General features: G+C 71.6%; 20 protein-coding genes. 14 read left to right on the forward strand and 6 right to left on the reverse strand.

Features of this window, described 5'->3' with window-relative positions; all coding sequences use genetic code 11:
- The first annotated feature begins 7 nt into the window (after positions 1-7).
- From AB0D74_RS36655 to AB0D74_RS36675, 5 genes are read left to right on the forward strand one after another with little or no spacing between them, the layout of a single operon-like run.
- Entirely contained in the window at positions 8-757 is a 750-nt protein-coding gene (locus AB0D74_RS36655) for an SDR family NAD(P)-dependent oxidoreductase (protein WP_362596553.1), read from the forward strand.
- Positions 757-1,947, forward strand: coding sequence for a CaiB/BaiF CoA-transferase family protein (locus AB0D74_RS36660; RefSeq protein ID WP_362596555.1), 1,191 nt, complete (start codon positions 757-759; stop codon positions 1,945-1,947). The genes AB0D74_RS36655 and AB0D74_RS36660 overlap by 1 nt, the downstream gene beginning before the upstream one ends.
- Entirely contained in the window at positions 1,944-2,768 is an 825-nt protein-coding gene (locus AB0D74_RS36665; RefSeq protein WP_362596557.1) for an enoyl-CoA hydratase, read from the forward strand. Before AB0D74_RS36660 ends, AB0D74_RS36665 begins: the two co-directional genes overlap by 4 nt.
- A complete protein-coding gene (locus AB0D74_RS36670; protein WP_362596559.1) occupies positions 2,753-3,886 on the forward strand; it encodes a thiolase family protein in 1,134 nt (377 codons plus the stop codon). The genes AB0D74_RS36665 and AB0D74_RS36670 overlap by 16 nt, the downstream gene beginning before the upstream one ends.
- 13 nt (positions 3,887-3,899) lie before the next feature.
- A complete protein-coding gene (locus tag AB0D74_RS36675; RefSeq protein WP_362596561.1) occupies positions 3,900-5,048 on the forward strand; it encodes an acyl-CoA dehydrogenase family protein in 1,149 nt (382 codons plus the stop codon).
- 79 nt (positions 5,049-5,127) lie between these two features.
- On the opposite strand, the gene AB0D74_RS36680 is transcribed toward AB0D74_RS36675, so the two are convergent.
- Together AB0D74_RS36680 and AB0D74_RS36685 are read right to left on the reverse strand one after the other, a co-directional pair.
- Positions 5,128-6,156: a phosphotransferase family protein gene (locus AB0D74_RS36680; RefSeq protein WP_362596563.1), complete on the reverse strand. Its 1,029-nt coding sequence runs from the start codon at positions 6,154-6,156 to the stop codon at positions 5,128-5,130.
- On the reverse strand, positions 6,153-7,454 hold the full coding sequence (locus AB0D74_RS36685; RefSeq protein ID WP_362596565.1) for an acyl-CoA dehydrogenase family protein: 1,302 nt from the start codon (positions 7,452-7,454) through the stop codon (positions 6,153-6,155). Before AB0D74_RS36685 ends, AB0D74_RS36680 begins: the two co-directional genes overlap by 4 nt.
- Before the next feature lie 169 nt (positions 7,455-7,623).
- Between AB0D74_RS36685 and AB0D74_RS36690 the strand changes: the two genes are divergently transcribed.
- From AB0D74_RS36690 to AB0D74_RS36700, 3 genes are read left to right on the forward strand one after another with little or no spacing between them, the layout of a single operon-like run.
- Complete coding sequence (locus tag AB0D74_RS36690) at positions 7,624-8,244, forward strand: TetR/AcrR family transcriptional regulator (RefSeq protein WP_362596567.1); 621 nt, start codon at positions 7,624-7,626, stop codon at positions 8,242-8,244.
- A complete protein-coding gene (locus AB0D74_RS36695) occupies positions 8,241-8,699 on the forward strand; it encodes a VOC family protein (RefSeq protein WP_362596569.1) in 459 nt (152 codons plus the stop codon). The genes AB0D74_RS36690 and AB0D74_RS36695 overlap by 4 nt, the downstream gene beginning before the upstream one ends.
- Positions 8,696-9,547: an SDR family oxidoreductase gene (locus AB0D74_RS36700; RefSeq protein WP_362596571.1), complete on the forward strand. Its 852-nt coding sequence runs from the start codon at positions 8,696-8,698 to the stop codon at positions 9,545-9,547. The genes AB0D74_RS36695 and AB0D74_RS36700 overlap by 4 nt, the downstream gene beginning before the upstream one ends.
- A gap of 60 nt (positions 9,548-9,607) precedes the next feature.
- On the opposite strand, the gene AB0D74_RS36705 is transcribed toward AB0D74_RS36700, so the two are convergent.
- Entirely contained in the window at positions 9,608-10,228 is a 621-nt protein-coding gene (locus AB0D74_RS36705) for a TetR family transcriptional regulator (protein WP_362596573.1), read from the reverse strand.
- Between the two features lie 143 nt (positions 10,229-10,371).
- On the opposite strand from AB0D74_RS36705, the gene AB0D74_RS36710 reads away from it, so the two are divergent.
- Together AB0D74_RS36710 and AB0D74_RS36715 are read left to right on the forward strand one after the other, a co-directional pair.
- Positions 10,372-10,833 carry a cupin domain-containing protein gene (locus AB0D74_RS36710; RefSeq protein ID WP_362596575.1) on the forward strand — a complete coding sequence of 154 codons (462 nt, stop codon included), beginning with the start codon at positions 10,372-10,374 and terminating at the stop codon, positions 10,831-10,833.
- Complete coding sequence (locus tag AB0D74_RS36715) at positions 10,830-11,174, forward strand: hypothetical protein (protein WP_362596577.1); 345 nt, start codon at positions 10,830-10,832, stop codon at positions 11,172-11,174. The genes AB0D74_RS36710 and AB0D74_RS36715 overlap by 4 nt, the downstream gene beginning before the upstream one ends.
- A gap of 14 nt (positions 11,175-11,188) precedes the next feature.
- Here AB0D74_RS36715 and AB0D74_RS36720 read toward each other — a convergent pair whose 3' ends face one another.
- From AB0D74_RS36720 to AB0D74_RS36730, 3 genes are read right to left on the reverse strand one after another with little or no spacing between them, the layout of a single operon-like run.
- Positions 11,189-11,503, reverse strand: a complete 315-nt coding sequence (locus tag AB0D74_RS36720; RefSeq protein WP_362596579.1) for a DUF1330 domain-containing protein — start codon at positions 11,501-11,503, stop codon at positions 11,189-11,191.
- Positions 11,504-11,517: 14 nt separating this feature from the next.
- Positions 11,518-11,706, reverse strand: coding sequence for a ferredoxin (locus AB0D74_RS36725; RefSeq protein ID WP_362596581.1), 189 nt, complete (start codon positions 11,704-11,706; stop codon positions 11,518-11,520).
- Positions 11,703-12,980, reverse strand: coding sequence for a cytochrome P450 (locus AB0D74_RS36730; protein ID WP_362596583.1), 1,278 nt, complete (start codon positions 12,978-12,980; stop codon positions 11,703-11,705). The genes AB0D74_RS36725 and AB0D74_RS36730 overlap by 4 nt, the downstream gene beginning before the upstream one ends.
- Before the next feature lie 71 nt (positions 12,981-13,051).
- Between AB0D74_RS36730 and AB0D74_RS36735 the strand changes: the two genes are divergently transcribed.
- The 4 genes from AB0D74_RS36735 (at position 13,052) to AB0D74_RS36750 (ending at position 17,087) form a co-directional block, all read left to right on the forward strand.
- Positions 13,052-14,002: an NAD(P)-dependent oxidoreductase gene (locus AB0D74_RS36735; protein ID WP_362596585.1), complete on the forward strand. Its 951-nt coding sequence runs from the start codon at positions 13,052-13,054 to the stop codon at positions 14,000-14,002.
- 154 nt (positions 14,003-14,156) lie between these two features.
- Complete coding sequence (locus tag AB0D74_RS36740; protein ID WP_362596587.1) at positions 14,157-15,443, forward strand: aromatic ring-hydroxylating dioxygenase subunit alpha; 1,287 nt, start codon at positions 14,157-14,159, stop codon at positions 15,441-15,443.
- 17 nt (positions 15,444-15,460) lie between these two features.
- A complete protein-coding gene (locus AB0D74_RS36745) occupies positions 15,461-15,790 on the forward strand; it encodes a hypothetical protein (protein ID WP_362596589.1) in 330 nt (109 codons plus the stop codon).
- 37 nt (positions 15,791-15,827) lie between these two features.
- A complete protein-coding gene (locus tag AB0D74_RS36750; protein WP_362596591.1) occupies positions 15,828-17,087 on the forward strand; it encodes an amidohydrolase family protein in 1,260 nt (419 codons plus the stop codon).
- Positions 17,088-17,232: the final 145 nt, after the last annotated feature.

Consider the following 17,232-nt stretch of genomic DNA (forward strand, 5'->3'; position numbering starts at 1 on the left):
CACCGACTTGTTCGACCTCACGGGACGCTCGGCGCTGGTCACCGGAGCCGCGGGCGGCATCGGCGCCGCCGTCGCCCACGCCCTTGCCCGGGCCGGCGCCGCCGTCCTCGTCACCGACGTCGATCCGACCGCCGTCGCGGCCGTCGCCGGGAAGATCACGGCGGCGGGCGGCACCGCCGACAGCGCTCCCCTCGACGTCCGCGACCGGACCGCCGCCGACAACGCCGTCTCCCGGGCCGCCGCACTCGCCGACGGCACCCTGCACATCCTCGTGAACAACGCCGGCGTCACCGCGCCGGCCATGTTCCCCGACCTCGACGAGGACACCTTCCGCCTACTGCTCGACATCCACGTCCTGGGCACCTTCACCTGCTCCCAGGCCGCCCTCCCGTACCTGCCCACCGACGGCACCGGACGCATCGTCAACGTCACCTCGTCCGCGGGCCTGACCGGCACCCTCGGCCAGGTCAACTACTCGGCCGCCAAAGCCGCGGTGATCGGCATGACCAAGTCCATGGCCAGGGAACTGGCGAGACGGCAGATCAAGGTCAACGCCCTGGCACCGCTGGCCGCCACCCCCATGACCGAGACCATCCGCACCCACGAGAAGTTCGCCGCCGGCATGCTCGCCCGCATCCCGCTCGGCCGCTGGGCCGAACCCGACGAGGTCGCCGGGGCCTTCGTCTTCCTCGCCTCGGACGCGGCCTCCTTCGTCACCGGCCAGGTCCTGCCGGTCGACGGCGGCCTGGTGATCTGATGACGCCGGAACCGCTCTCGACTCCGGGACCCCTCTCCGGCGTGACGGTGGTGGCCCTGGAACAGGCCGTCTCCGCACCCCTGTGCACCCGGGTCCTGAGCGACCTCGGCGCCCGGGTCATCAAGGTGGAGAACCCGGACGGCGGCGACTCGGCCCGGCACATCGACGACGTGGTCGGCGGCCTCGCCGCCCACTTCGTCTGGGCCAACCGGGGCAAGGAGTCCCTCGCCCTCGACCTCAAGTCCGAGGCCGGGACAGCAATCCTGCACCGCCTTCTCGACCGCGCCGACGTGCTGGTCTCCAACCTCGCCCCCGGCACGACGGCCAAACTGGGCCTGGCCCCCGACGACCTGGCGACCCGCCACCCCGACCTGATCGCGGTGGAGATCGACGGCTACGGACCCGGGGGCCCGCTCTCCCACAAACGCGCCTACGACCTGCTCGTCCAGGCCGAGTCCGGCGTCTGCGCCATCACCGGCCACCCCGGCGCCCCGGCCAAACCGGGCCCGCCCATCGCGGACGCCAGCACCGGCCTCTACACGGCCCTGTCGATCGTGGCGCTGCTGTACGCCGGTGAGCGCCGCGGCAAGCCGGGCGGAGCCGTCGCGGTGAGCATGTTCGACACCATGACCGAACTCATGGGCTATCCGCTCACCTACACCCGCCACGCGGGTCACTGGCAGCAGCCGCTCGGCATGAGCTCGCCCGCCGTCGCCCCGTACGGCGCCTACCGCACCGCCGACGGTCACACGGTCGTCCTCGGTACCACCAACGACCGCGAATGGCAGCGCCTGGCACGGGAGTTGCTGGAACGCCCCGACCTCGCGGCCGACGACTGCTTCCGCACCAACCCCGGCCGCGTCACCCACCGCGAGCTGCTCGACGCCGAGATCGGCGCCTGGTGCGGCCGTCACCGGCTGGCGTACATCCAGCAGCGCGCCGACGACGCGGGCATCGGCAACTCCCGCTACAACACCCCGGACGACGTACTCGCCCACCCCCACCTCGCAGCCCGCGACCGCTGGCGCCGCATCGACACCCCCGCCGGGCCCGTCCCGGCCCTGCTGCCACCCCCGGTCATCGCCGGCTACGACCCGCCGATGGGCGCCGTCCCCGCGCTCGGCGAGCACACCGAGCGGATCCTGGCCGAACTCGGCTGCCACGAACCGGAGTCGGAGAACGGCACATGACCGCGCCGCCCGCCCTCCTGACCAGTGACAGCGGCAGCGTACGGACCCTCACCCTGAACCGCCCGCACCGCAGGAACGCCGTCGACCGGGACCTGTGGGGACTGCTGCGCCAGGCGCTCACCGAGGCCTCCCACGACCCCGCCGTACGGGCCCTCGTCCTCACCGGCGCCGGCGGAGCCTTCTGCTCCGGCGCCGACCTCACCAGCGGCGCCGCCGACCCCCGGCACCCCCTGGACAAGGTGCGCGACCTCAACGAGGTCGCCCTGCTGCTGCACGAGTCGCCCGTCCCGACCGTCGCCAAGGTCGACGGTGCGGCGGTCGGCGCGGGGTGGAACCTGGCGCTGGGCTGCGACCTGGTGGTGGCCACGCCGGAGAGCCGGTTCTCCCAGATCTTCACCCGCCGCGGCCTCTCCCCGGACTGCGGCGGCTCCTGGCTGCTGCCCCGGCTCACCGGACTCCAGCAGGCCAAGCGACTCGCCCTGCTGGCCGAGACGATCGACGCCGAGGAGGCCCGATCGCTGAACCTCGTCACCTGGGTGGTGCCCGCCGACGAGATCGACGCGTACGTCGCCGGCCTCGCCGACCGGCTGGCGGCCGGGCCACCCGTCGCCCAGGCGCAGACCAAGGCGCTCCTCAACGAGGGCACCGGCCGCACCCTGCGCGAGGCGCTCGCCGCCGAGGCCCGCGCCCAGACGGCGAACTTCGCCTCGACCGACGTGACCGAGGCCTACGCAGCCTTCGCCGAGAAGCGAGAACCGCGTTTCACCGGCCGCTGGTTCCGCCAGCCCGCTACGGAGGACCCTTCATGCGCGAAGCAGTGATCGTCGAGGCCGTCCGCACCCCGGTCGGGAAACGCGACGGCGGCCTGTCGGGCGTGCACGCGGCCGACCTCTCCGCCGTCGTCCTGAACGCCCTCGCCGAACGCACCGGCCTCGACCCGGCACTCGTCGACGACGTCGTCTGGGGCTGCGTCTCCCAGGTCGGCGACCAGTCCAGCAACATCGGCCGCTACGCCGTCCTCGCCGCCGGCTGGCCCGAGACCGTCCCCGGCACCACCGTGAACCGGGCCTGCGGATCCAGCCAGCAGGCCCTCGACTTCGCCGTCCACGCCGTCATGTCCGGCCAGCAGGACGTCGTCGTGGCCGGCGGGGTCGAGGTCATGAGCCGGGTGCCGCTCGGCTCGGCGCGGGCCACCGGGACGCCGTACGGGCCCCAAGTCCTCGCCCGCTACCACGACTTCTCCTTCAACCAGGGACTCTCCGCCGAGAAGATCGCCCAGAAGTGGGGCTTCACCCGCACCCGCCTCGACGAGTTCGCGGCCCTGTCCCACGAACGCGCGGCCACCGCGCAGGACAGCGGCGCCTTCGAGGCACAGATCGTGGCGGTGGAGGGAGTGAAGGCCGACGAGGGTGTACGGCGCGGCACCACCGCCGAGAAGCTGGCGCGGCTCAGGCCCGCCTTCCTCGACGACGGCCTGATCCACGCGGGCAACGCCTCCCAGATCTCGGACGGCGCGGCGGCCCTCCTGGTCACCACCCCGGACAAGGCAGGGGAGTTGGGACTCACCCCTGTCGCCCGCTACCGCTCGGGCGCGGTGGTCGGCGCCGACCCGGTGCTCATGCTGACCGGCCCGATCCCGGCCACCGGGAAGGTGCTCGCGAAAGCCGGCGTCGGTCTCTCCGAGATCGGCGTCTTCGAGGTGAACGAGGCCTTCGCGCCCGTGCCGCTCGCCTGGCTCGCCGAGACCGGCGCCGATCCGGCCCTGCTCAACCCGCTGGGCGGCGCCATCGCACTCGGCCACCCGCTGGGCGCGTCCGGTGCCGTCCTGATGACCCGCATGATCCACCACATGCGCGACCACGGGATCCGCTACGGCCTGCAGACCATGTGCGAAGGCGGCGGCACCGCCAACGCCACACTCGTCGAACTCATCGACTGACCGGGGGTTTTCGGTGCGCCGACACATCTTCACCGCCGACCACGAGGAATTCCGCACACTGGTCCGGGAGTTCGTCGCCAAGGAGGTGGTCCCGAACTACACCTCCTGGGAGCAGGACGGCCGGCTGCCCCGCGAGCTCTTCGAACGGCTGGGCGCGTTGGGCCTCCTCGGCATCGCGATCCCCGAGGAGTACGGCGGGACGGGGATCGCCGACTACCGCTACAACGTCGTCCTCCAGGAGGAGGCGTCCCGGGCCCTGGTCACCCTGGGCACCGTACGCACCCAACTCGACGTCATCCTGCCCTACTTCCTCGCCTACGCCGACGCGGAACAGCGCCGGCGCTGGTTCCCCGGCCTCGTCGCCGGCCGGCTGCTCACCGCCATCGCGATGACCGAACCCGGCACCGGCTCCGACCTGGCGGGCATCCGCACCACCGCCGTACGCGACGGCGACACGTACGTCCTCAACGGTGCCAAGACCTTCATCACCGGCGGGCTCCTCGCCGACCTGGTGATCGTCGTCGCACGGACGTCGGCGGACCCCGCCGACCGGCGTGCGGGACTGACCCTGCTCGTGGTCGAGGACGGCATGCCCGGCTTCACCCGGGGACGGGTCCTGGACAAGCTGGGCATCAAGGTCCAGGACACCGTCGAGCTGGCCTTCGACGACGTACGGATCCCGGTCGCCAACCGGCTGGGGGAGGAGGGCGCGGCCTTCGGCTACCTGGGCCACAACCTCGCGCAGGAGCGCCTGACGGTGGCGGTCGGCTCGGTCGCGCAGGCACGGGCCGCCCTGGACACGACGATCGCCTACGTCAAGGAGCGCGAGGTCTTCGGCAGGCCGGTGGCGGCCTTCCAGAACACCAAGTTCGAACTCGCCGCCGTCGCCGCCGAGACCGAGGCCGCGCAGGCCATGCTGGACCGCGCGGTCCTCGACCTCGTCGCCGGAGACCTCTCCGGCGCGGACGCGGCCAAGGTGAAACTCTTCTGCACGGAGACGCAGGCCCGTGCGGTCGACCGCTGTCTGCAACTCTTCGGCGGCTACGGCTACATGACGGAGTATCCGATAGCACGGCTGTACGCCGACGCCCGCATCACCCGCATCTACGCCGGAACGAGCGAGGTCATGAAGGTGATCATCGCCAAGTCGCTGGGGCTGTGAGGGTGAGGGGTGATGGCGAGGGTGTGATCGTGAGAGCACCGCGGCCGACGACGGTACGGCCGCGGTGCTCGCCCGCGGTTCAGGCTCCGTAGGCGGTTGTCTCCGCGAGGTCCGCCGCGGACTTCATCAGCTCCAGCACCATCGGGCCGAAGGCCTGCAACTTCTCGTTGTCACCGGCCCGTTGGAAGCCCTGTTCCAGCACGATGGCGAGTTTCCACTGGGCGAGGACGTCGTAGTAGTCCATGTCGTCGACCTGACGGCCGGACACCCGCGCGTAGTGCTCGATCAGCTGCGCGCGCGAGGGCATGCCGAACAGGTCGACGTAGGACGCGGTGGCCGCCTCCGGGGCGCCGGTGTCCTCGGGCCAGCCGCGGAGCATCCAGGCGAGGTCGAGCTTGGGGTCGCCGATCGTGCCCATCTCCCAGTCGACGACCGCGGCGAGCCGGGCCGGGGCGCCGTGCCGGAACATGACGTTGGCGAACTGGTAGTCGCCGTGCATCAGGCCCGGGACGTAGTCGAGGGGCTTGTGGGCGCGCAGCCAGGCGGCGGCCGACTCGAAGCCGGGCAGCTCGCGGCCCTTGGCCCGCTCCAGGTAGCGGGTCCAGCGGTCGACCTGACGCTCGTGGAAGCCGTCCGGGCGACCCAGGTCGTGCAGGCCCTTCGCCTGCCAGTCCACCCGGCCCAGCAGGGCGGCGCCCTCGGCCAGTTGGTAGGCCAGCCCGGCCCGTGCGGCGAGATCGGTGCCGAACGGCTCCGGCCAGCCGCGTCCGCCGGTGGTGGACATCGGCGACCAGCCGTCGACGAACTCCATCAGGTAGAAGGTACGGCCGAGGACGGCGGTGTCCGTGCAGACGGCGATCGCCTCGGTGTGCGGGACGTCCGTGCCGTTCAGTGCCTCGGTGATCCGCCACTCCCGCAGGATGCCCTCGTCGCGGGCGGGCGGCGCGGTGGGCGGCGGGATGCGCAGGGCGCAGTGCAGTTCGCCGCGCCGGATCTCGTAGATCTCGTTCTGCGCGCCGCCCGAGACGAACCGGTGCTCGACGGCCTCGCCCTTGCCGGGCAGCCCGGACTCGTCCAGCCAGGGCGCAAGCCGCTCGACGTCGATCATCGGGCCTCCGCCCCGGGCTCCAGGAACTCCGCGTACTTGGCGCGGGCCGCGGCCAGCCGCGTGGGCAGGTAGCCGCTCGGCCAGAGGTCCTCGCTGGGCCGGTGGTCCCGCAGCACCTGCCGGGCGACCGTCACCTTGTGCACCTCCGTCGGCCCGTCCGCGATGCCCAGCACGCTCGCGCCCAGCAGCATCCGGAACAACGGCATGTCGCCGCTGACGCCCAGCGCGCCGTGCACCTGGATCGCGCGGTGTGCTATGTCATGCAGCACACCCGGCAGCAGCACCTTCACCATCGCGATGTCCTTGCGGACCTTGCGGTAGTCGTTGTACTTGTCGATCTTCCACGCGGTGTGCAGGACGGTCAGCCGGAACTGCTGGAGCTGCGACCACGAGTCGGCGACGTGCCCCTGCACGAACTGCTTGTCGGCGAGGACGGTGCCCTGGGTGTGCCGGCTCAGCGCCCGCTCGCACATCATGTCGAACGCCTTGCCCGCGAGCCCGATCGTCCGCATCGCGTGATGGATCCGCCCGCCGCCGAGCCGGGTCTGCGCGATCACGAACGCCTGACCCTCCCCGCCGAGCAGCGCGTCCGCCGGCACGCGTACGCCCTCGTAGTGCACCAGCGCGTGAGAACCCCGCTCTTCGGGCTCACCGGCGAGCGCGACATTCCGCTCGATGACGATGCCGGGTGTCTCCGCCGGGACCAGGAACATCGACATGCTCTTGTACGGGTCGCCGTCCGGGTCCGTCACGGCCATCACGATGAGGAAGGCGGCGGTCCTCGCGTTGGACGAGAAGTACTTCCAGCCGTCGATGACCCACTCGTCCCCGTCCCGCACCGCCCGGGTGGTGAACTCCTTGGGGTCGGCGCCCGCCTGGGGCTCCGTCATCGAGTAGCAGGAGAAGATCTCGCCGTCGAGCAGCGGGCGCAGATAGCGCTCCTTCTGCGCCTCGGTGCCGTAGTGGGCGAGGATCTCGGCGTTGCCCGTGTCCGGCGCCTGGCAGCCGAAGACGATCGGGGCCCAGGAGGAGCGGCCCAGTATCTCGTTGAGCAGGCACAGCTTGACCTGCCCGTGGCCCGCGCCGCCCAGGTCGGGGCCGAGATGGGTCGCCCAGAGCCCGTGCGCCCGCACCTCCTTCTTGAGGGGGTCGAGGACGCGGCGGAGGTTGTCGTCGGGTGGGGTGAACTGCAGGCCGTCCCAGAGGAGGTCGAGGGGTTCGACCTCCTCGCGCACGAACTGGTCCGCCCAGTCCAGCTGCGCCTGGTAGTCCGGCTCGGTCTCGAAGTCCCACGGCATTGTGTCTCCTTCCGGCGGGTGCCAGAATAACGTTCTCGTGAAGGAGAATACAATTCCCGCGACGCGGAACACGGTTTCTGACGCGCTGTCGGACCGGCCTCGGGACCGACCTCCGGACGACGCTGCGGACCGGCCGTCGGACGGTGCCGCGGACCGGCCGTCGGGCGGTGTGGCCGACCGGATCGCCCGGCGCGCTCTGGCCCGGCGCGCCGACCAGTACGGCGACGAGGTGCGGGCCTTCCTCGACGCGGCACGGGCGGTGATGCGCCGCTGCGGCACGAGCGCACGCCCGCGCGTCGCCGACATCGTGGCGGCAGCCGGACTGTCGAACGAGGCGTTCTACCGGCACTTCCGCTCGAAGGACGCCCTGGTCGCCGCGATCATGGAGGACGGCACCGAGCGCCTGTGCGGCTACATCGCCCACCAGATGGCGAAGGAGCCCACGCCGGAGGGCAAGGTGCGCCGCTGGGTCGAGGGCGTCCTGTCCCAGGCCAGGGACCCCGACACGGCGGCGACGACGCTCGCCGTGATGTGGAACGCGCAGAGCGTGGGGGAGGGGTTCCTGGCCGGCCCGCCCTCGGCCACCGGCCTCCTCGCCGACCTGCTCAGCGCGCCCTACGCCCGGCTGGGCAGCACCGCTCCCGACCTGGACGCGTCCCTCGCCGCCCATGCCACGGTCGGCCGCCTCGCCGACCACCTGTGGCGCCGGACGCCGCCCACGGACGGCGACGTCGACCATCTCACCCGGTTCTGCCTGCGCACGGTGACACCCCAGGGAGCGTACGAATGAAGGCGACCGATCAGTTCCACGTCGGGATCGTCGTGGACGACATCCCGGCGGCAGCCGCCGAGTTGACGGCGTTGTTCGGCTACCGGTGGTGCACGGAACTGGGTGCGTCCGCCCAGGTGAGCCTGCCCGACGGTGACACGGTGCTCGACCTGACGTCGACGTACTCCATGACCGTGCCCCGGCTGGAGCTGGTCCGCAGCGTCCCGGGCACCCTCTGGGAGCCGGCCGCCGACTCGGGAGTCCACCACCTCGGGTACTGGTCCGACGACGTGGCCGCCGACTCCGCCGAACTGGCCCGGCGCGGCTACGTGTCCGAGGCCGTCGGCCGCCGCCCGGACTCCACCCCGTACTGGGCGTTCCACCGGGGCCCCACCGGTCCGCGCATCGAACTCGTCACCCGCGCGCTGCAACCTGTCCTGGAGCAGTACTGGGCGACCGGCAGGAGGCCGTCATGACCGCCGCACCGGAGCCCGGACGGACGGCGACCGTGGGAATCGTGACCGGAGCCGGGCGCGGCATGGGCCTGGAGTGCGCCCGGCGCCTGGCCGGGACGGTGGACCGGCTGCTGCTGGTCGACCTCGACGAGAAGACGGTTTCCGCGGCTGCGGAGGAACTCTCCACGGCCGCGCGGACGACGGTCGTAGAACCGCACGCCCTGGACATCACCGACCGCGACGGCTTGGCCCGCCTCGCCGCCCGGGCCCGTGAGCTCGGCACCCTCCGTGCCGTCGCCCACGCCGCCGGCATCTCGCCGACCATGGCCGACTGGCGCCGCATCCTCACCGTGGACCTCGTCGGCACCGCACTGCTGGCCGAGGCCCTGCGCCCGCTCGCCACACGGGGGACGGCGCTGGTGTGCTTCGCCTCGATGGCCGCGCTGTTCGGCGACACCGAACCCCGGCCCGCGACCGAACAGGCCCTGGCGGACCCGCTGGACGAGGACTTCCTCGACCGCATCCGTGCCGCCGTCGGACCGGACATCGAGGACCCCGGCGTCGCCTACACCTGGGCCAAACGCGGAGTCCAGCGCTTCGTGCAGCGGGAAGCCGTCCGCATCGGGCCGGCCGGGGCACGTGTCTGCTCGGTCTCGCCCGGCGTCGTCGCCACCCCGCAGGGTCGGCAGGAGGCGGAGCACCACCCTTCCATGGCCGCGCTGGTACGGCAGTCGGCCCTCGGCCGCGAGGGCCGCCCCGAGGAACTGGCCGCCGTCGTCGCCTTCCTGCTGTCGGACGAGGCGTCCTTCCTCACCGGCGTCGACATCCTGGTCGACGGCGGGGTGCGGGCCGCGCTGACGGCACGCTAGCGGAGCCGGGGCTCGGGGCCTCGCCTTGTTTGTCGGCACACGCAGCCGGCCGCCGGTGGTTCAGCCGGCGGCGGGGCCCGCTGCGACGGCCGCAACCGCTGCCGCGGTCAGTTGCCGTGCCGTGGTCACGAGGCCGGCGACCGCGTCGTCAGGGGTCAGGTCGCAGAGGTCGATCAGAGCGAACAGCGACTCGGCGCTGATCACGAGGGCGAGACCGCGTACCAGTTGTTCCACGTCCGCGCGTCCCGCGGAGCCACAGCTCTCGATCCATGGGGCGAGAGCGTGCCGGATGAGTCCGAAGCGGTGGGCGGGACGGTCCTTTGCCGTCGGAGGCTTCGCGATGGTCGAGGCGACGACCACCCGGACGGCGCCCTGCCTGCGCAGCACCGCCCGCCCCAGGATCTCCGCGGCCTGGCCGATCCGTTCGACCGGGTCGTCGCTGCGCGTCGCCGATCGCAGGACCGCGACCAGATCCTCCGTGATCACGGCGGCGCGCAGGAGCGAGAGGAGGTCGGGGAAGTAGCGATAGGCGGTCGCCTCCGAGACCCGTGCCTCGGCCGCGACCTTCGGCATCGTGATCTCCGCCCCGGTGTCGGCGAGGTCGCGGGCCGCAGCCACGATCGCCGACCTGGTGCGTTCCATCTGACTGCTGAGCCCGTTCGGGCCTCTCCGCTCGGCCATGATCGTCCTTTCCTGCCGACCGAGAGCATACCGGCGAGGTGGCCACTATGAGAGCCAACTCTTTTTTTAAGAGTCCACTTGCATACGGGACGGGGCCGACCGTAGGGTCCTGGCATCGGCAACTCACCAGCCAGGGAGGCTTCATGACCAAGGTGTCGATCATCGGTCCGGGCGAGGGCGAGCTCATCGTCAGCGGTCCGTCGACGATCCGGATCCTCGAAGACGGCAGCAGCACCGAGCACCGGCTGGGAATGGGTGAGATCACCATCCCCCCGCACACCGCGGGCCCTCCGCAGCACCGCCACTCACAGCACGACGAAGGCTTCTACGTCCTGTCCGGCCGCGTGCGGTTCACCGTCGGGCAGGACGACTACGACGCCGGAGCCGGCACATGGGTCATGGTCCCGCCGGGCGCACCGCACACCTTCGCCAACGTGAGCGACGAAACGGCGGTCATGCTGAACACCTTCACCCCGGACCTGTACGTGCAGTACTTCCGCGACCTCAAGGCGATGGTCGAGTCAGGGCAGCCGTTGTCGCCCGACGCCGTCGCGGAGGTCTGGACGAAGTACGGCACCGAACCGTCCACCGACTACGCCTCGTGAACGCTCTGTTGGCGGCCAACGCCGTCGCCGCTGTCGCCGGCATCGCCTTCGCGCTGGTGGGAGGTGTGCGTCCGGCGGCGCTGAGCGGGAGCGGTACGCCGAGTGCCGGGGAACGCTTCTACGGCTGGATGTACGCGACCAGGGGAGTGCCGCTGGGGGTGGCGGCCCTCCTGGCGCCGATCGCGTGGTCGGGACCGGCCAGTTCGCTCGTGCTGTCCGCGGCTGCCGCGGCCCAGGTGGGCGACGCCGCCATCGGGGTCGGCACGCGGAAATGGACGATGATCGCGGGTGCCTCGCTCCTGACGGTCGTCCACACGGCAACGGCCGTCGCCACCGCGTGAGCGCGGGTCCGCGGTCAGCCGCCCGCCGCCGGCGGGGCCGCGAACCCCGCCACGATCACGGCGTTGGTCCGGGCCGCCGCCTGCCGCAGCGGCTTGGCCTTCTCGTAGGCGGCCGACTCGTACCACGCCCGGGCCGCCGCCACCGACTCGAACTCCAGGACGACGGTCTGGTCACCGTGCCACTCACCCTCCAGCACCTGGGGGCCCGAGTCGACGGCCAGCACGGCAGCCCCGCTCTCCGCGAGGGAGAGCCCGGCCGCCCTGCCGTAGGCGGCCATCGCGGCCGGGTCGTCGATGGCCTCGGTGAAGATGACGTAACCCTTGGGCATGGCGCTCCTCGTCGTCAGCTCACGGTGATGGCGTGCTCGGGGCACAGGGCGGCGGCCGAGCGGACCGCGTTCTCGTGTTCGGCGGGGACCTCGGGCGCGTCCACCACGGCGTAGCCGTCGTCGCCCAGGTCGAACACCTCCGGGCAGACGGAACAGCACACCCCGTGTCCGCGGCAGCGGTCGTCGTCGACGGAGACCTTCACCGGGCCGGGCTCCACTCCAGGTCGAGGTGGGTGAGGCCGCGGAGGATGAAGGTCGGCACGTACTGGTAGCGGCGGGCGTTCGCCGGTCCGTGCACCCGCTCGGCGATCCTGATGTCGGAGGTGCGCTCCAGCAGCCGCTCCAGGGTCACCCGGGCCTCGGCGCGGGCCAGGGGCGCGCCCGGACAGGTGTGGACGCCGCGGCCGAACGCGAGGTGCCGACGGACGTTCGGACGCCCGACGTCGAAGGTCTCCGGGTCCTCGAACTGGCGCGGGTCGCGGTTCGCGGCGCCGTTGAGCACCATCAGTGTGGTCCCGGCCGGGACCTCCACACCGCCCACCGTCGTCGCCACCCTGGACAGCCGGAAGTCGCCCTTCACCGGGCTCTCCGCGCGCAGCGCCTCCTCGACGAAGTTCGGGATGCGCTCCCGCTCGGTCCGCAACAGCCGTTGCAGCTCCGGGCGTTCGGCGAGCACCTTGAGCGCCGAGCCGAGCAGCCGCACGGTGGTCTCCTGGCCGGCGGCGAAGAGGTTGGCCGCGACCCGGACGACGTCCATGACCTCCGGGGTCGAGCCGTCCGGGAAGGTCGCGGTCGCCAGGCCCGTGAGCACGTCCTCGCGCGGCTCCCGGCGGCGCTCCTCGATGTACGTGCCGAAGCGGCCGTAGAGGAACTCCAGCGGCGAGTGGTGCAGTGTGTCGTCCCCCGTGCTGCCGACACCGCCGTCCTGCGGGCGGTGCTGGAGCCGGTCCATGAACTCCTGCCGGTCCTCCTCCGGCACGCCGAGCAGGTCGGCGATGACGAGGAGTGTGAACGGCCCGGCGAACCCGCCGATGAACTCGCCCTCGCCCGGAGCGAGAAACGCGTCCAGCAGCCCGTCGGCGAGGTGCCACATGGACGCCTCGTTCTCCTTGAGGCGCTTCGGGGTGATCAGCCGCATCAGCAGCGCGCGGTGGTCGGTGTGCACCGGCGGGTCCATGGTGGGCAGTTGGTCGCTCATCGGCAGCGCGTCCCGGTGCCGCTCGATCAGCCCGCTCACGTCGTCCCCCTCCAGCGGGACCGGGAAGCCGGGGAACGGACCGGTGACGGAGACGCAGGAGGAGAACGTGTCGGTGTCGTTGTAGACCTGCAGCGCCTCCTCGTACCCGGTCACCATCATCACGTCGTGATGGCTCTCCCGGTGGACGGGGCACTGCCCGCGCAGGGCGTCGAAGTAGGGATAGGGGTCCGCGACGAGCCTCTCGTCCCGGAAGAAGTCGATCGCCTCGAAGTCGTTCACGGTCTGTTCGGCTCCCTCTCGGCCGGCACCCTGACGATCGGGGACGGTAGCACAATTCTCCGTTTGCTGGAATGCTGAATCAAGTTCAGGAGAGTGGCATTCTCATTCGCTACGGGAGAGCTGTGGAAGAGACACGAGAGGTCAGGGGGAGAGACGGGGAACCGTGTGCCGGGAGCGTCGGATTCGTCGGCCTCGGCAACATGGGGAGTGTGCTCGCCGGGAACCTGGTGGGTGCCGGACATGCGGTCGTGACGCATGACGCGCTGGGTGCCGGGCGCTCGCCCGAGGGCGCCGTGCACGTCCCCGGGGTGGCCGAAGTCGCCCGCCGTGCAGGCGTGTTGGTGCTGAGTCTGCCCGACGGGGCCGCGTCCGAGCAGGTGGCCCACGAGATACTGGCGGCGCCCGGCCGGCGGGTCCGGTACGTCGTCGACACCTCCACCGTCGGCCCGGCCGCCGCCCGCTCCGTCGCCGGACTCCTGGCCGGGAGCGGCATCGGGTACGTCGACGCCCCCGTCTCGGGCGGGGTCGCCGGAGCCCGGGCCCGCACCCTCACCGTCATGTACGCCGGGGGCGACGAGGCGTGTTCCGCCGTCGAGGGCGTGCTGGCCGGACTGAGCGACCGCCGTCGCCGGGTCGGTGACCGTCCCGGCATGGCCCAGGCCCTCAAGCTCGCCAACAACTTCCTGTCCGCGACCACCCTGGCCGCCACCAGCGAGGCCGTCGCCTTCGGGCTCGCCGCCGGACTCGACATGGCCACGATGCTCGACGTGCTCAACGAGTCCAGCGGTCGCAGCGCGGCCACCGGCGACAAGTTCCCGGCCCACGTCCTCACCGGCCGCTACGCCGCCGGCTTCGCCAACTCCCTGATGGACAAGGACGTACGGCTGTATCTGCGGGCGGTGGCTGAGCAGGACGGCCCGGCGGCGATCGGTGAGGTGACCGGGGCCGTCTGGGAGCGGTTCGCCCGGGCCGAGCCGGGGGCCGACTTCACCCGGATCTTCCCCTTCGTGGAGGGATCCTGACGGACCGGCCGTGGCGGTCTCCCGCGGCCTTCCGCGCACTTCCTGACGATCGGCTGACTTGACGGCCGATCCGGAATGAGAATAGCATTCTCATTCGGAGAGACTGAGATTATCGTGAGTCCCCTCCGTACAAGCGACTGGAGGACCAGACCCCATGGCGCACTTCAAGAAGCCCGCGGCGGGCAGCTGGACCGCACACCTGAAGATCGGCACGGAGCCGGTGTCGTACGAGGACTCGATCACCCCCGCGCACTACGAGCTGGAGCGCGAGGCGATCTTCAAGCGCACCTGGCTGAACGTGGGGCGGGTCGAGCAACTCCCCAAGCGCGGCAGCTACTTCACCAAGGAGCTGGACGCGGCCGGCACCTCGGTCGTCGTGGTGCGCGGCATGGACGACGAGGTACGCGCCTTCCACAACGTGTGCCGGCACCGCGGCAACAAGCTCGTGTGGAACGACTTCCCCCGTGAGGAGACCAGCGGGGTCTGCCGCCAGTTCACCTGCAAGTACCACGCCTGGCGCTACGACCTCGAAGGCAAGCTGTCCTTCGTCCAGCAGGAGCAGGAGTTCTTCGACCTGGACAAGTCGCAGTACGGCCTCAAGGGCGTGCGGACGGAGGTCTGGGAGGGGTTCGTCTTCGTCAACCTCGACCCCGAGAACACCACTCCGCTACGGGAGTTCCTGGGCGAGTTCGCCAAGGGCATCGAGGGCTACCCGTTCCACAAGATGACCCAGGCGCACCGCTACCGCGCCGAGATCGGCGCCAACTGGAAGCTGTTCATCGACGCGTTCGCCGAGTTCTACCACGCGCCGATCCTGCACGCGGGCCAGTACGTGTCCGACGAGGCCCGCAAGATCCAGAAGTACGGGTACGAGGCACTGCACTACGACATCGACGGCCCGCACAGCATGGTCTCCTCCTGGGGCGGCATCGCCCCGCCGCACGACCGCAAGATGGTCAAGCCCATCGAAGGAGCCCTGCGCAGCGGCCTGTTCGGGCCCTGGGAGGCCCCGGACATCGGCCTGAGCACCGAGCAGCTGCCGCCGGCCGTCAACCCCACCCGGGACCCGCGCTGGGGCATGGACTCGTTCGTCTTCTTCCCCAACTTCATGCTGCTGATCTGGCGGCCGAACTGGGTGCTGACCTACCACTACTGGCCGACCGCCTACAACACCCACATCTTCGAGGCGACCTGCTACTTCGTCCCGCCCGAGAACGCCTTCCAGCGCCTGCAGCAGGAGCTGGCCGTCGTCTCCTTCAAGGAGTACGGCCTGCAGGACGGCAACACCCTGGAGGCGACCCAGACCATGCTCGAATCTCGCGCGGTGCGGGAGTTCCCCCTCAACGACCAGGAGGTTCTGCTCCGCCATCTGCACGGCACCGCCCGGCAGTACGTCCGTGAGTACCAGCAGCGCACCTCCGGCGCCCCGGCCGCGAGCTGACCCGAGGAGACCGAACCATGGCCACCGTCTTTCCCCCCGAGTTCGCCGCGCTGGAGCCCTTCGCCGACTGGGCCGTCCCCACCGAGAAGGCCCGTTACGCCAAGCGGATCGCCAGCACCATGGACGAACTGGACACCTTCTACAACGCGGCGTTCCCGCTCCTCGCGTCCGGCACGGAGTACCTGCAGAACGTCTCCATGGCGGACATCTCCGACGCGGACAAGCACCTGCTGTGGCTGTTCTGCGCCCTGGTGACCGTCGCCTTCTCGGTGGAGGCCTGGCGGCAGCCCAGGGTGCCCGACACGGGCCCGGCGAGCATCGACGCCGTCGTCGAACCGGCGGTGTGAGCGCCGTGCGAGCCCACCGCGCCGCGGGAGGCGCCTGATGCCCCGCCCACGCACCCCGCAGCCCCCGGTCCGGCTGCGCGCCGCCCGCATGCTCGACATCGACAAGGGCGAACTCGTCGAGCCGGGCGACCTGCTGATCGAGGGCGAACACATCACCGCCGTCGCCCCGACGGCCGTCCCGCCCGACACCGTCGAACTGGACCTGGGCGACGTCACCCTCCTGCCGGGCCTGATGGACATGGAGGTCAACCTGCTCCTGGGCGGGCCCGACCACCGCAGCCCCCTCAACCCCGTCCAGGACGATCCCGCCGTCCGCACCCTGCGCGCCGTCGCCAACGCCCGCCGCACCCTGCGGGCCGGCTTCACGACCGTACGGAACCTCGGTCTGTTCGTGCAGACCGGCGGCCTGCTGCTCGACGTGGCGCTGAAGAAGGCCATCGACCTGGGCTGGATCGAGGGGCCACGGGTGGTGCCGGCCGGGCACGCGATCACGCCGACCGGCGGGCACCTGGACCCGACCATGTTCCAGGCGCTCGCGCCGCACATCATGCCGCTGACGGTCGAGGAGGGGATCGCCAACGGCGTCGACGAGGTGCGCAAGGCGGTCCGCTACCAGATCAAGCACGGGGCGCGGGTCATCAAGGTGTGCGCCTCCAACGGTGTCATGTCACATACCGGCCCGGCCGGCGCCCAGCAGTACTCCGACGACGAACTGCGCGCCATCGCCGACGAGGCACACCGTGCCGGGCTCAAGGTGGCCGCGCACTGCATGGGCGACCGGGCGATCCGGGCCGCGCTGGACGCGGGCATCGACTGCGTCGAGCACGGCTTCCTGGCCGGGGACGAGACCCTCGACCTGATGGTGGAGCGCGGCACCTTCCTGGTCGCCACCACCTACATCGCCGACGGCATGGACGTCTCCAAGGCCGCGCCCGAACTCCAGGCCAAGGCCGCCGACGTCTTCCCCCGCGCCAAGGCGACGACCAGGCGGGCCATCGAACGCGGCGTCCGGGTCGCCTGCGGCACCGACGCCCCGGCGATCCCGCACGGCCGCAACGCCCGCGAACTCCTCGCCCTCGTCGACCGCGGCATGACCCCGCTGGCCGCCCTCCGGGCCGCGACGACCGTCGCCGCGGAACTGATCGACGCCGACGACCGGGGCCGCCTCGAACCCGGCCTGCTCGCCGACGTCGTCGCCGTCCCCGGCGACCCGCTGACCGACATCGGGGTGACCGAGGACGTGCGGTTCGTGATGAAGGGCGGACAGGTGTACCGGAACGAGACCGCCGACCACTGAGAGGCCGGGGGGACGGGGGACGGAAGGGCGGCGGCTCCGATCGGAGCCGCCGCCCGTACCGAAGGGGGTCGGGGGGGCGGGCAGCCGGGGGGGGCGCGGGGCCCAACGCGAACAGGGGGGGTAAGGCCGGGGCCGCCCCAGGGCC

It is taken from the genome of Streptomyces sp. NPDC048278 (assembly GCF_040652195.1).
Taxonomy (GTDB): Bacteria; Actinomycetota; Actinomycetes; order Streptomycetales; family Streptomycetaceae; genus Streptomyces.